At 37.1% G+C, this 12,681-nt stretch carries 17 protein-coding genes; 4 read left to right on the top strand and 13 right to left on the bottom strand.

Annotation, left to right across the window (positions count from 1 at the left end; genetic code table 11):
- Positions 1-1,178: transcription termination factor Rho (gene rho / locus N3C60_08615; GenBank protein ID MCX8084966.1), on the bottom strand; the 1,178-nt coding region annotated here is incomplete at its 3' end.
- Between the two features lie 246 nt (positions 1,179-1,424).
- Between rho and N3C60_08610 the strand changes: the two genes are divergently transcribed.
- Complete coding sequence (locus N3C60_08610; protein ID MCX8084965.1) at positions 1,425-1,895, top strand: rhodanese-like domain-containing protein; 471 nt, start codon at positions 1,425-1,427, stop codon at positions 1,893-1,895.
- Positions 1,896-1,919: 24 nt separating this feature from the next.
- Here the strand turns inward: N3C60_08610 and N3C60_08605 are convergent, their stop codons facing one another.
- Positions 1,920-2,405, bottom strand: coding sequence for a TlpA family protein disulfide reductase (locus N3C60_08605; GenBank protein MCX8084964.1), 486 nt, complete (start codon positions 2,403-2,405; stop codon positions 1,920-1,922).
- Between the two features lie 148 nt (positions 2,406-2,553).
- Between N3C60_08605 and dapF the strand changes: the two genes are divergently transcribed.
- From dapF to dapB, 3 genes are read left to right on the top strand one after another with little or no spacing between them, the layout of a single operon-like run.
- Positions 2,554-3,369: a diaminopimelate epimerase gene (gene dapF / locus N3C60_08600; protein ID MCX8084963.1), complete on the top strand. Its 816-nt coding sequence runs from the start codon at positions 2,554-2,556 to the stop codon at positions 3,367-3,369.
- Positions 3,370-3,393: 24 nt separating this feature from the next.
- Positions 3,394-4,275, top strand: a complete 882-nt coding sequence (dapA, locus tag N3C60_08595) for a 4-hydroxy-tetrahydrodipicolinate synthase (GenBank protein MCX8084962.1) — start codon at positions 3,394-3,396, stop codon at positions 4,273-4,275.
- A 4-nt stretch (positions 4,276-4,279) separates the two neighbouring features.
- Positions 4,280-5,086, top strand: coding sequence for a 4-hydroxy-tetrahydrodipicolinate reductase (dapB, locus tag N3C60_08590; GenBank protein ID MCX8084961.1), 807 nt, complete (start codon positions 4,280-4,282; stop codon positions 5,084-5,086).
- Positions 5,087-5,134: 48 nt separating this feature from the next.
- Here dapB and N3C60_08585 read toward each other — a convergent pair whose 3' ends face one another.
- Genes N3C60_08585 through raiA form a run of 11 tightly spaced genes read right to left on the bottom strand, consistent with a single transcriptional unit; the run spans position 5,135 to position 12,672 of the window.
- Positions 5,135-5,626: a thermonuclease family protein gene (locus tag N3C60_08585; GenBank protein ID MCX8084960.1), complete on the bottom strand. Its 492-nt coding sequence runs from the start codon at positions 5,624-5,626 to the stop codon at positions 5,135-5,137.
- The gene (ptsP, locus tag N3C60_08580) at positions 5,619-7,361 is read right to left on the bottom strand and encodes a phosphoenolpyruvate--protein phosphotransferase (GenBank protein MCX8084959.1); all 1,743 of its coding nucleotides are present in this window, start codon (positions 7,359-7,361) and stop codon (positions 5,619-5,621) included. Before ptsP ends, N3C60_08585 begins: the two co-directional genes overlap by 8 nt.
- Positions 7,358-7,633, bottom strand: coding sequence for an HPr family phosphocarrier protein (locus N3C60_08575; GenBank protein ID MCX8084958.1), 276 nt, complete (start codon positions 7,631-7,633; stop codon positions 7,358-7,360). The genes ptsP and N3C60_08575 overlap by 4 nt, the downstream gene beginning before the upstream one ends.
- On the bottom strand, positions 7,633-8,343 hold the full coding sequence (locus tag N3C60_08570) for a PTS system mannose/fructose/sorbose family transporter subunit IID (protein ID MCX8084957.1): 711 nt from the start codon (positions 8,341-8,343) through the stop codon (positions 7,633-7,635). The genes N3C60_08575 and N3C60_08570 overlap by 1 nt, the downstream gene beginning before the upstream one ends.
- Positions 8,328-8,960, bottom strand: a complete 633-nt coding sequence (locus tag N3C60_08565) for a PTS sugar transporter subunit IIC (GenBank protein ID MCX8084956.1) — start codon at positions 8,958-8,960, stop codon at positions 8,328-8,330. The genes N3C60_08570 and N3C60_08565 overlap by 16 nt, the downstream gene beginning before the upstream one ends.
- The gene (locus N3C60_08560; protein MCX8084955.1) at positions 8,957-9,445 is read right to left on the bottom strand and encodes a PTS sugar transporter subunit IIB; all 489 of its coding nucleotides are present in this window, start codon (positions 9,443-9,445) and stop codon (positions 8,957-8,959) included. Before N3C60_08560 ends, N3C60_08565 begins: the two co-directional genes overlap by 4 nt.
- Positions 9,442-9,840, bottom strand: coding sequence for a PTS galactitol transporter subunit IIBC (locus tag N3C60_08555; GenBank protein ID MCX8084954.1), 399 nt, complete (start codon positions 9,838-9,840; stop codon positions 9,442-9,444). Before N3C60_08555 ends, N3C60_08560 begins: the two co-directional genes overlap by 4 nt.
- 2 nt (positions 9,841-9,842) lie before the next feature.
- Entirely contained in the window at positions 9,843-10,697 is an 855-nt protein-coding gene (gene rapZ / locus N3C60_08550; GenBank protein MCX8084953.1) for an RNase adapter RapZ, read from the bottom strand.
- Positions 10,697-11,674, bottom strand: a complete 978-nt coding sequence (gene hprK, locus N3C60_08545; protein ID MCX8084952.1) for an HPr(Ser) kinase/phosphatase — start codon at positions 11,672-11,674, stop codon at positions 10,697-10,699. The genes rapZ and hprK overlap by 1 nt, the downstream gene beginning before the upstream one ends.
- The gene (locus N3C60_08540; protein MCX8084951.1) at positions 11,671-12,132 is read right to left on the bottom strand and encodes a PTS sugar transporter subunit IIA; all 462 of its coding nucleotides are present in this window, start codon (positions 12,130-12,132) and stop codon (positions 11,671-11,673) included. The genes hprK and N3C60_08540 overlap by 4 nt, the downstream gene beginning before the upstream one ends.
- Positions 12,133-12,138: 6 nt before the next feature.
- Positions 12,139-12,672, bottom strand: a complete 534-nt coding sequence (raiA, locus tag N3C60_08535; GenBank protein ID MCX8084950.1) for a ribosome-associated translation inhibitor RaiA — start codon at positions 12,670-12,672, stop codon at positions 12,139-12,141.
- Positions 12,673-12,681: the final 9 nt, after the last annotated feature.

Raw genomic sequence — 12,681 nt, 5'->3', positions numbered from 1 at the left:
AACTCCATAGCATCCACAGAGTTCATACCGCTTAGGAATCTTCTTAAAATCCATACCTTGTTAATCTCATCCTTTTTAAGCAACAACTCCTCCCGTCTCGTGCCAGATTTGTTAATATCTATAGCAGGGAAGATCCTTTTTTCCACAAGCTTCCTGTCAAGATGTAGCTCCATATTGCCTGTTCCCTTAAACTCTTCAAAAATTACCTCATCCATTCTGGAACCAGTGTCTATCAAAGCAGTCGCTATAATAGTAAGGCTCCCTCCCTCTTCTATATTTCTTGCAGCACCAAAAAATCTTTTCGGTTTGTGAAGGGCATTGGAATCGACACCACCAGATAACACTTTACCACTGGATGGTTCTATAGAGTTGTAAGCCCTTGCCAATCTTGTAATACTGTCCAGCAATATACAGACATCCCTTTTATGCTCCACTAACCGTTTTGCCTTATTTAATACCATCTCTGCCACCTGAACATGCCTATAAGCTGGCTCATCAAAAGTAGAGCTAATGACCTCAGCCTTCACAGATCGTTGCATATCGGTAACTTCTTCAGGCCTTTCATCTATGAGTAGTATAATCATATAGATCTCGGGATGATTCTTTGTAATACTATTTGCAATAGATTTAAGTAACATCGTCTTACCTGTTTTTGGAGGTGCGACGATCAGACCCCTCTGCCCCTTACCAACTGGAGCAATCAAGTTCATTATCCTTGTATCGTAATGGGTAGGAAACGCTTCCAAATCTATCCTTTCATCAGGGAAAAGTGGCGTCAAATTTTCAAACAGAGGTCTATGAAACTTGACTTCATCAAAGTTTATCGATTCTATTCTTAAAAGGGCAAAATACTTTTCGTTATCCCTCGGAGGTCTGATCTCACCTGAAATAGTATCCCCATTCCTTAACCCAAACTTCCTAACCTGAGCAGGAGAAACATAGATATCATCTGGACCAGGTAAATAGTTGTAATCAGGTGATCTTAGAAAACCAAAGCCATCCGGCAATATCTCCAACACGCCCTGACCATAAATTTGTCCATTCCTCTGGCTTGTAGCTTTTAATATCTCAAAAATCAATTCTTGCCTAAGCATGTTGGGAGCATTTTCAAGATTGATACTCTCTGCAATAGATAATAATTCTTCAACAGACTTTTTCTTTAACTCATCTAAATTCACTAAGCACCTCTAACACATTTTAATTTCATTACGATTTTTATGATTTAATCCAAAAGATTAAATAACCTTTAGCTAATTAACCCCAAAGGAATTTATCGATTTTATTAGATGGATATAACATTAGCACACATTTAAGATATGTCAAGAATTTATTGTAACAATATAATAAAATTTATTTAAAAATATTGACTTTAATTTTTGATTTAATATAATTTATTGACACATTCTAAAAAATAAGGAGGATATATGAAGAAAGTTTTAACAGCATTAATGGTTCTAATTTTTGCTATTATATCTTCAGCTTCTGACAAGCCAGATATGAACGTTTGGAGAAAAATGGTTGCAGAAGCTGAAACTCAACTCATTAAATTAACTCCAGAGCAAGTAAAAGAGATTATTGACAAAAAAGAAAACTACACATTACTTGACGTTAGAGAAAGATCTGAGTACGTTAACGGTTGGATAGAATTTGAAAACTTTCTTTATATAAGTAGAGGTGTATTAGAGCCTACATTATCTAGAACAGGCTCCTTAAAATATGAAGACAAAATTATAGTAATATGCAAAACTGGACAAAGAGCAGCTTTAGCAGGAGTTTCTTTAAAGAAAATGGGATATAAAAATGTATATTATATGAGCGGAGGCATGGACGAGTGGATTAAAAAAGGTTTTCCAATTATAAACGAAATGGGAAGCTTTACACCCACTAAAAAATAAAGTGGGCTCTAAGCCCACTTTATTTTACTTCAATGACTCATACATTTTCATCAGCATCTCAGCAGATATAGCACCCACCATTGCCTGATATAAAGCACCATCTTTAGTATAAAAAATATTTGTTGGGATACTGGATACACCCATCTTCTGCTCAAGTTCCCTTTTTGCGTGATATACAGGGTAAGTTATTTTATAATCAGCTACAAATCTCCTCGCCTTGTTAATATCATCATCGATGGAAAAACCTATTATAACAAAATTTTTATCCTTCAGCTTCTCATAGGTAGCAACAAAATCAGGAGTTTCAGCCTTACAAGGTGGACACCATGAGGCAAAAAAGTTCACCAGTATGACCTTACCCTTATGTTCTTTTAAAATCTGTTCATATTCTGAAACACCCACATCCTTTAATTCAGGCAATCCGGACACATCCGTATCCCCAAATTGATTACACCCAACAACATACAGCAAAACAAACACACCCAGCAAAAACTTAATCACTTTCCCCATTAATACACTCCTGTTTTTATTGTTTTATATATATTCAAATATTCAAAATTGTCAAAGGATTTGTTTTATTCAACAACAAAAATAAAAAATCTTTCTATTGATAAAGTTAAAAAAGTGAAATATTATAAAAAAAACGCAGAGGTACCCTATGAACGGTGTTAGTTTTTGGAAAATGAGTGGTAGCGGCAATGACTTTATAATCATAGATAATAGATCCCTTTCAATAGATAAATCAAACATCAGGGATACTATTGGTAAAATATGTAAAAGATCCCTATCCATAGGAGCGGATGGTGTCATCTTTATTGAGCCATCTGAAATAGTTGATTTTAAATGGGATTTTTATAATTCTGATGGTTCCAACGCTGAAATGTGCGGTAATGGTGCAAGATGTGCCGCAAGATTTTGCTACCTCAATGGTATTACAGGGAAAGAAATAAGGTTTGAATCTCTTGCTGGTATCATTGAAGCCGAAATAACCACCGGCTATAATGTTAAGGTAAAACTTACAAGGCCCCAAGACTTGATTTTAGATAAAACGATATCCATTGAGAATCGGGACTTTTTCTACTCCTATGTTAATACAGGTGTACCCCACATAGTAATTCAAGTAGATGATCTGAATGATTTTGACGTAAAAAAATATGGTCGATTACTTAGATTTCATGAGAATTTCTCCCCCAAAGGTACAAATGTAAACTTCATCAAGATACTTCCTGACAATAAGATAAAGATCAGAACCTATGAAAGAGGGGTAGAGGATGAGACCTTAGCATGTGGAACAGGCTCAGCTGCTGCTGCCTACATACTTTACAAAAAAAAGGTTACTCCATCACCCGTTAATCTAATAACAAGTGGTGGCATGCAACTAACCATACATTTAGAAAACGAAACCCTTTTCCTTGAGGGTGAAGCAAGGGTAATCTACAAAGGGGTTATTCATGAGGAATCCTATAAATACTAAACAATAAAATCTTTTGGAGGACCTATGTTTAAAGGAGCTATTACAGCTTTAGTAACACCAATGAAGGATGGAATGGTAGATGAAGAGAAATTGAGGAACCTTGTTGAGTTCCAGATCGAAAACGGTATCTCAGGTTTAGTCCCATGTGGAACAACTGGTGAAGCGGCAACACTATCCTACGAAGAACATATGAAAGTAATCGAAATAGTCGTAGATCAAGCTAAGAAGAGGGTTCCCGTGATAGCTGGTACAGGCTCAAACAGTACCCATGAAACAATATATCTAACAGAGTTTGCCAAAAAAGTGGGTTGTGAAGCTGCCCTTGTGGTAACCCCTTACTATAACAAGCCGACACAAAAAGGTCTTTACGAACACTACAAAGCTGTTGCGGAAGCTGTAGATATACCATTAGTACTTTATAATGTACCAGGTAGAACAGCTGTAAATATGTTACCAGAAACAGTTATTAAACTTTCCAAAATCAACAACATCGTAGCCGTCAAAGAAGCCAGCGGATCCCTTGACCAGGTATCTGAAATCATTGCAGGAGTAGATGCGAATTTTGATGTACTCTCTGGTGATGATTCTATGACAATACCTATGATGGCTTTGGGTGGTAAGGGTGTCATCTCTGTAGCCTCTAACATAGCCCCCAAAGAGGTCTCCACAATGGTTGAATGTTGGCTTAATGGTAAAATAGAGGAGGCAAAAAGACTTCACTTAAAACTATTCCCATTATTCAAAGGTATCTTTTTAGAAACAAATCCAATCCCTGTTAAAAAAGCCTTATATCTAATGGGCATCATAGAAAATGATATTAGACTACCCCTTGTGGAGATGACACCAGAAGGTACAGAGAAATTAAGAAAAATCCTAATAGATCTAAATATCAAATTGGTGAGGTAAAAATATGTCTCAGATTAAAATAATGATGGTGGGTGCTGCAGGGAAAATGGGAAGACGTATCATCCATTTTATCAACGAGGATCCGGAAACAACCCTTTCTGCTGCCATCGAACATGAAAAGTGCCCACTTCTTGGACAGGATGCTGGACTTATCGCAGGCTGTGGTGAATTGGGGGTAAAAATCAGCTCCAATATCTTAGATGGCGCAGCAGTATCGGATGTTATTATCGATTTTACTGGCGCCGAAGCTACATTTCACAATCTAAACAGCTATTTAAAAGCACAAAAACCGATTCTTATAGGTAGCACCGGCTTTAACAGTGATCAGGTAAAGTCTATAGATAGGTTATCTGATACCGTCCCCTTTATCTTAGCCGCAAACACAAGCCTCGGTGTGAATCTTACTTTAAAAGTACTTGAGTTGGTTGCAAAGACCGTCGGCGATAGATACGACATCGAAATAATAGAAGCCCACCACAGAATGAAAAAAGATGCACCAAGTGGCACTGCGATGAAAATGGCCGAAACAATAGTTAATGCCCTAGGTAGAGATATGGACAAAGACTTAGTTTATGCCAGAAAAGGACTTATAGGCGAGAGAACTGATAAGGAGATTGGTATACAAACAATCAGAGCAGGTGATATAGTGGGAGAGCACACCGTGATCTTCTGTGGTAATGGAGAAAGGATTGAAATAACCCACAAAGCCCACACGAGAGACACTTTTGCAAAAGGGGCAGTAGCTGCAGCAAAATGGTTGCACAATAAGCCCAAGGGTAAGTACAGTATGTTTGATGTTCTTGGTCTTTAAATTAGCGTTTCTAAAGCCAACTATCACCCTAAGAGAACTAACATACTCTTAGGGTTTATTTTTTTTCTCCTTTCTGAATTCCCATGGAGGTATTGGGTTTTTCATAGACCATAGACCTAACTTTTTACTTTTGGCTATCTCCATCTCCTCAAAGTACTTTGGGTCTTTGGCATATTTAGTATAAACCCAAGCCATACCCTTTTTGATCTGTTCGAGATTTATATCGATACCATTTAAAAAAACCTGACCAACAACTCTACCATACCTATCCTGATCCCATACTTTGACAGTTACATCCTTCATGTAGATCATATCAGATAAAGACTGTTTGGATTTTTGGCCGAAATCTTGATTTTTTTCAGGGGCATCTATTTGTGCTAATCTGACCTTTACAGGCTTATTCCCCTGCAAAAGGACCGTAATCGTATCCCCATCAGAGACACCCACTACCTTCCCATTAAGAATCTCTGAAAGTGCTATCTGGGTAAACAAAATAAATACTAAAATAACATGGATAAACTTTACAACATATCTAATCATTGAAATAGACCCCCTTAAAATGTTCTGTAGCAAACTCTTTAAGAAGCTTATAATGTTCACCTCTCATATAGAAGCTACGTAATCTTTTCACCAGCTCTTTACAATCAGCTATATTCAGGTGATTTATTACATATATCACCTTTAATACATTGGTAGGACTCATACTAAGACTCCTGTACCCCAGCCCCAACAAGACTGGGATAAACAGAGGGTCCCCAGCCATTTCCCCACATATAGTTGCCTCTATACCCTCCCTCTCAGCGGACTGTATAATTCTTTCCAGCAAATAGAGAATCGACGGATGAATGGGATCGAAAAGATCGGCCACATACTCATTGTTCCTATCTACTCCTAATGTATATTGTGTAAGATCATTTGTTCCTACACTAAAAAAATCCACATGTTTTGCCAGCTCATCTGCCATAAGCGCAGCTGAAGGCAGCTCCACCATTATCCCAACTTTTATGTCCCCCACCACGAAACCCTCTTGAATCAATTCAGTCTTAACAGCTTCCATAATCTCTTTGGCCTCAATGATCTCCCCCAATGTACTCACCATCGGAAACATAATGGATACATTGCCAAAAGCAGAGGCTCTTATAATAGCCCTTAACTGTTTTCTAAAGAAATCTTTAAATCTAAGGGAATACCTAATAGCCCTCAGTCCCAGTGCAGGATTGACCTCTTCTGGGTGTGGTAAAAGGGAACTAAGCTTTTCACCACCCAAATCAAACGTTCTAATTACAACAGGTCTGCCCTTTGCCGCCACAACAGCTTGCTTTAAAATCTCAAACTGCTCATCCTCTTTTACATCCCCTTTTGTCAAATATATGAACTCAGTTCTGTAAAGGCCTATACCACCTGTGATTTCTACAATCTTAGGGTTTATCTCTTCGTTTATTTCAATATTCAGCAATATCTTTATCCCAACACCATCTTTGGTCTTTATTTTATCAGGTAAAAAATCACATTTCAAACCATCAACATATTTAAGATACCTCTCTTTAATACCTTTATACCGATTTATCTCTGCATCTGTTGGATTTACAATCACATACCCTTCAAAAGCATCGATTATTACCAGATCACCCGTTTCCACCCTTTTTGAGATATTACTTAAACCAACTACAGATGGTAGATTTACAGCTCTTGCAATAATAGAAGTATGGGTTACCTTGCTACCCATGTCTGTAGCAAAACCATTAATCCCCATATGTATAAATTGAACCAATTGGGAAGGGGACAGATCATGGGCTATAACAACGGAACCTTCCTCTAACCTGTCTGGGGCAAGAATATCCCCCATCATAAAGGTTAGCAATTTGTTAGTTATATGTTCTATATCGTTTTTTCTCTCCTTTAAGTACTCATCATCTGATTCTTCAAACGATGCCATGATACTTTCGGAAACTTTTACTAATGCATATTCCGCTGTATACAAATTATCTCGTATGAGCTTTATCGTCTCATCCACCAACATACTATCCTTTAAAAAAAGGAGATATATGTCAAAGATGAATGAGTAATCAGACTCCATATTGGCCAAGGAAAGCTCTTTTGTGTAATTGACATACTCCTCCGTCTTATTTATCGCTGATCTAAACTTTTCTATCTCCTCAGCTATTTTACTTGTGGGAATCAGCTTTTTTACTATTTTAGGTTTGCTAAGATCATATACAAACGCCTTACCGATAGCAATACCTTCAGAAGCCGGAATCCCCTTAAACCTGTTCATTCCATTTCACCAAATTTATTTCTCACAAGCTCAGAAAGCTCCTCTAAAGCCTCCCTTGCATCTGTACCCTTTACAGTAAGCATGATTTTACTCCCCTTTGGTGCCGCAAGCATCATAACACCCATGATACTCTTACCATTCGCAGTTAAACCGTTTTTCGACACCTTGACCTCTGATTTATACTTAGAAGCAACTTTTACAAATAAAGCTGCTGCTCTGGCATGTAGCCCCAAAGCATTGATTATCTCCAATTCTGCATGTAACTCTTCCATTATAACCCCCTGAAGAGAAGTAAAAAACCAAAACCAAATATGGTTATCACAAAACTTATCACAACATTCAACACCTTCCCAAGAAACAGCCCCAGCAAAAGTAGTACTGTAGCTAAAAAATAGTGCCAATAGCTAATAAAACTATTTGTCTTGATCAAAAGGGATAGCAAAACCCCCAATAAAAATACAGACATCAAATCAGCCATCTGCCCCCATTGGTTTATCTTAAACATATTAAACCAATTTATAAGATTCTTCCCATACTTATAACCAATACCATACCCTTGAAACAGCATATAAAAATGCAATCCGTTAAAAACTAATAAATACAAAATAACCCCAATAATAGGATTATATAAGCCCACAATAGCAGCAATCACAAAACATAAAACCTTATAACTATACCAGAAAAAGCTATCCCCTACAGCTGCAAAAGCTGAAGAATAGACTTTTTTCCAGTAATCTGGGCCTTCCTCTGTATTTACCTCTCTAAACCAAACACCAAGTATAAACGTTATAAAAAAGGGATGAGTGTTGAAATACTCCCCCTCTTTTTCTAATACATTTTTCCCCACCCTTTTGTCTGTCTTTTTATTTATATACTCCACCAGCCACTTAAAACCTGTACCCTGCATATTCTCTATATTGAAATTGCCGGTATAGAAAAGACTTCTCAAAACCAAAGCTAACCTATTTATCCTATTACCCATCCTAAAACCAACCCTACGACAAAAACTACATATTTATAAACAGATCTAAAAGATAAAAATCTCAACAGATAGCCACTTAAAAGAATGGATAAAAAGACTATATACACTTTTATATTAAAACCATATCCAAACATACCCTTTAGATAATCTAAGATAAATACACACAGATAAACCCCTAAAGGGTAAACTATTATACCTTTTAAGCCAGATAAAGCTACTCCGGAGAATATGGATCCAACATTTGCACCCTTTTTTAGAAGAAGGTATCTGTTTATTTTTCTCACCAATTCTTCCGTATAATTCGCAGCATACATAAGGAGCAAAACAACGATCAATATCAGCAAAAATTTGGCAACAGACACAATATGACCCAACCCCACCAAAACCGACATGACATAAGCTACAAATGTATCCTCCCTTGGTATTCTGGTACCAACCTGCACATCTATCAAACCAAATATCTCCAACATAATCCCCACATAGAAGGTCAACTGCAGATTGGATGTTACAAGCCCTACTAAGATGGAGATTACAAATGGTCGGGACAACATTATATGTAAGCCTGCCTGTCTATCGATGGAGGCAAAAAAAGCTATTAGAAAAAGCTCCCACGTCATAGATTACCATCTAACAATTTGTTAAAATTCATAATCTCTATAGATGTTTCCCAAGGTAATTTTCTGATACTGACCTCATGCCTTTCCCTCAGGGAGCACAACATTTTGATCTCGATAAGATCTAAAAACACTGTATCAGATATCTGGTACTTATGCGGCCTATTGGCTATACAACCAATGTTTACCTCTATAGAATCATCGATAACATCGGCAAAGTCCATCATATCCAAAACAGACTCAAATAACACCAAAAACTCCTCATCCCTAAATCTATCAAACTCTTTTAAAAAATCTTTGGGCTTTACTATATAGATACTTACACCTTTTGGAACAACACTTCTATAGATAATCTGCTGTATAGGATCGGAAGCAACCCTTTCGTTCACTATGATGACATTATTTATCTTGTAGTACTTTATCCAGCCTTCTATCACCTGACCATGAACCAACCTATCATCAACACGAAATATTCTGTTTTTTCTCATTTTCTAATTATATCCCCTGCAATGATAATGCTTTCTTTGGCGGTTTGAGCAGCTGCTTTGCATACTTCTTGGGCTGTTTCCAAATGTTTTCTATCTGAAAAGATCTTTATAAGCATGGGGAGATTAACCCCAGTGATCACCTCCACATTTTCGTGAACAAGATAAGCCATAGCGATGTTTGATGGACTACCGCCAAACATGTCAGTAACTATTATCAAACCTGTGTGCTTGTATTTTTCTACAAGTATATCTAATCGTTCCACAAGACTACTTAAGGTGGTCCCACTATGTATGGATAGTACCTCTACCATATCCTGTTTGCCTATTATCATTTCTGATGTTTTCAACAGTTCGAGTCCTAAGCTACTATGAGTGAGCAACACAACAGCAATCATCACTAACCCCTTTCTATATCTCTATGTTTTATAAAAACTCTATTTTTATATTTACTAATTAGATACTCACCTATAAACTGGGCAATAGCCACAGATCTATGCTTACCCCCCGTACAACCTATAGAAAGCGTAAGAAACTTTTTCCCCTCTTTTATATAATTCGGTATAAGAAAAACAAGTAACGATTTAAGTCTCTTAAGAAATTTTATGCTTCTTTCATCATTAAAAACATACTGGTATACCTCCTTATCAAGACCTGTCTTTCCCCTTAACTCTTCTACAAAATGTGGGTTATTTAGAAACCTCACATCCAAAACAATATCTGAGTCTTGGGGTATACCATACTTAAAGCCAAAAGACTGTATGGTAATCGTCATTAGGGATGCATCTGGGGCTTTGTATTTCTCCTCTATGGCTTTTGTGAGATCATGAACAGTAAGAGATGATGTATCAATAATAAGATCAGCAACCTCTTTTAGCTCTTCCATCTGTTCCATTTCCAGCCTGATAGCATCAACGATATTCTCCCCCAAAGGATGCCTTCTCCTCGTCTCTTTGTACCTTCTTATAAGAACATCTTCTGTTGCATCCAAAAAGACTACCTCAGCATCGTACCTGGATTTTAACAACCTAATCAACTCCACCGTTTTTGGAATATCCTTTGTTCTTGCATCAAGGACAAAAGCTATCTTCTGAATCTCAGAATTATAATCAAACACAACCTGGACAAATTTCTCTACCAGCTGCAAGGGCATATTATCAATAGTATAATACCCGAGATCCTCCAGAGCCTTCGAAGCTGTAGACTTACCTGCACCGGAGTAGCCTGTTAGTATCAAAAGATGAGTGTTTTTCACTACTCCACCCCTTGATTCATCATCATCTTATTTATCTCGTGTTTACGATTCTCTTCCATTTTTTTCATAAGCTTATCCTGAAACTCAAGGGCAGCATCATAACCCATGAGCTTTAATAGATGATTCCGTGCAGCAGCCTCTATGATAACCGCCATATTCCTACCGGGTGAAACAGGAAGAATAAGATGGGGAAGTTGAATACCCATTATCTCATATGTATTTTTATTCAAACCAGTTCTATCGTAATCATCCTCATTATTCCAGTCTACAAAACTGATCACAATCTCTATCCTCTTCCGTAACCTAATGGAGCTTACACCAAACATGTCTTTAATATTAAGTATGCCAAGCCCCCTCAACTCTATGTTGTATGTTAAAAGATCGTTACTAGTTCCTATAAGAATATCCTGTCTTTTTTTGATATGGATTGCATCATCAGCAACTAAGCGATGTCCCCGTTTTACAAGCTCAAGGGCACATTCACTTTTACCGATACCGCTTCTACCCAGTATAACAACACCCACACCGTACACATCCACAAGCACACCATGTATTACAGATTCAGGGGCTAATTTGTCTTCAAGAAAGTTCATGATCTCTGTTATTACCTTGGAACTGAGTAGTTCTGTTCTAAAAAGAGGGACTTCGTATTTTTTAGCACAAAAGACAAGTTCCTTTGGAATCTTTAAGTTCTTAGTCACCACAACACAACAGATCTTTTTACTACAAAAATCATCAAAAGCCTTAAGCCTCTGCTCTGGTGTCAGGGTATTTACAAAGGATATTTCAGTATTACCTAAGATCTGTACCCTTTCCGGATGGATATGGTCAGTATACCCAGCTAAAGCAAGACCAGGTTTTTGAATCCTAAAATTTGAGATAAAGCGATCCCTGATAAACTCCTTACCATAAACGAGCTTTAACTTTAGATCGCTTATCTCTTCTGACAAAAGTTCACTAACTGCTAACCTTTTCACACTATGCTGCTCCATAGTTTGATCAATATCTCTTCAATCTGCCTTACAGTGGACTGCTCATCAATTTTGGATGTAAAATCGGTGTTCTTAATCAGTTTTGCAATCGATGCAAGGGTTTTAAGATGTAAAGCTGTCTCCTTTTCATTACTAAAAATAAGAAAAACATATCTAACCGGTTTGGAATCCAGAGAATCAAAGTCCACTCCATCAGGTAAAAAAGCAAAAACAACATTTACCCCATTTACAGATTGTAGCTTGGCGTGGGGTATGGCTACCCCATCGCCAATACCTGTACTACCCAACGCTTCCCTTTTTAATATACCTTCAACAGCCTTTTTAGAATCATCTAAAATCCCTATCTTTATACAATGAAAGACCAATTCATTTATCAATTGTTCTTTGTCTTTTATACCTTTTAGAATTAGCACTCTGTCATGTTGTACAAAAAGATTTTCCATTATCTTTTAAGGTTCTATCAATCCGATATTATTATCATCTCTTCTGTACACCACATTAACCTCACCAGATGAAGCATTTCTAAAAACGAAGAAATTCTTATTCAAAAGATCCATCTGCATAACCGCCTCTTCCACATCCATAGGTTTTACTGGTATCTGTTTGCTCACTATTATCTGGGGTCTATCCGTCTCCATGCTCGAATGTTCATAGATGTTTAACTTTAAAGGTTTTTCAAACTCCTTTTCCATCAATTTCTTTGCCTTGAGTTTCTCCTTGTATTTTACAAGCTGTCTATCTATCTTATCCACAGCTAAATCAATAGAAGCATATAGATCCTCAGACTTTTCGAGACCTTTTAGGAATACCCCCTTTGCATTGACCAAAATCTCTGCAAGATGAACATTTTTTTGTACATCCAGTATAACCTGAACATCTAGCACTTGATCAAAATACTTTTTAACTTTAGAAACCTTTTTCTCCACATAATTTCTAATGGCATCTGTCAACTCAATATTTTTGCCAGTAATTTGAATATTCATACGTCCTCC

The organism is Calditerrivibrio sp. (assembly GCA_026415135.1).
GTDB lineage: Bacteria > Chrysiogenota > Deferribacteres > Deferribacterales > Calditerrivibrionaceae > Calditerrivibrio.
The sequence above is the reverse complement of the archived record's forward strand: the minus strand, read 5'-3'. Positions and strand labels throughout refer to the sequence as shown.

Excerpts from the sequence above, each read along its gene's own strand:
- N3C60_08610 (MCX8084965.1), top strand. The coding sequence starts at position 1,425 with ATGAAGAAAGTTTTAACAGCATTAATGGTTCTAATTTTTGCTATTATA.
- N3C60_08605 (MCX8084964.1), bottom strand. The coding sequence starts at position 2,405 with ATGGGGAAAGTGATTAAGTTTTTGCTGGGTGTGTTTGTTTTGCTGTAT.
- dapF (MCX8084963.1), top strand. The coding sequence starts at position 2,554 with ATGAACGGTGTTAGTTTTTGGAAAATGAGTGGTAGCGGCAATGACTTT.
- dapA (MCX8084962.1), top strand. The coding sequence starts at position 3,394 with ATGTTTAAAGGAGCTATTACAGCTTTAGTAACACCAATGAAGGATGGA.
- dapB (MCX8084961.1), top strand. The coding sequence starts at position 4,280 with ATGTCTCAGATTAAAATAATGATGGTGGGTGCTGCAGGGAAAATGGGA.
- N3C60_08585 (MCX8084960.1), bottom strand. The coding sequence starts at position 5,626 with ATGATTAGATATGTTGTAAAGTTTATCCATGTTATTTTAGTATTTATT.
- ptsP (MCX8084959.1), bottom strand. The coding sequence starts at position 7,361 with ATGAACAGGTTTAAGGGGATTCCGGCTTCTGAAGGTATTGCTATCGGT.
- N3C60_08575 (MCX8084958.1), bottom strand. The coding sequence starts at position 7,633 with ATGGAAGAGTTACATGCAGAATTGGAGATAATCAATGCTTTGGGGCTA.
- N3C60_08570 (MCX8084957.1), bottom strand. The coding sequence starts at position 8,343 with ATGGGTAATAGGATAAATAGGTTAGCTTTGGTTTTGAGAAGTCTTTTC.
- N3C60_08565 (MCX8084956.1), bottom strand. The coding sequence starts at position 8,960 with ATGACGTGGGAGCTTTTTCTAATAGCTTTTTTTGCCTCCATCGATAGA.
- N3C60_08560 (MCX8084955.1), bottom strand. The coding sequence starts at position 9,445 with ATGAGAAAAAACAGAATATTTCGTGTTGATGATAGGTTGGTTCATGGT.
- N3C60_08555 (MCX8084954.1), bottom strand. The coding sequence starts at position 9,840 with ATGATTGCTGTTGTGTTGCTCACTCATAGTAGCTTAGGACTCGAACTG.
- N3C60_08540 (MCX8084951.1), bottom strand. The coding sequence starts at position 12,132 with ATGGAAAATCTTTTTGTACAACATGACAGAGTGCTAATTCTAAAAGGT.
- raiA (MCX8084950.1), bottom strand. The coding sequence starts at position 12,672 with ATGAATATTCAAATTACTGGCAAAAATATTGAGTTGACAGATGCCATT.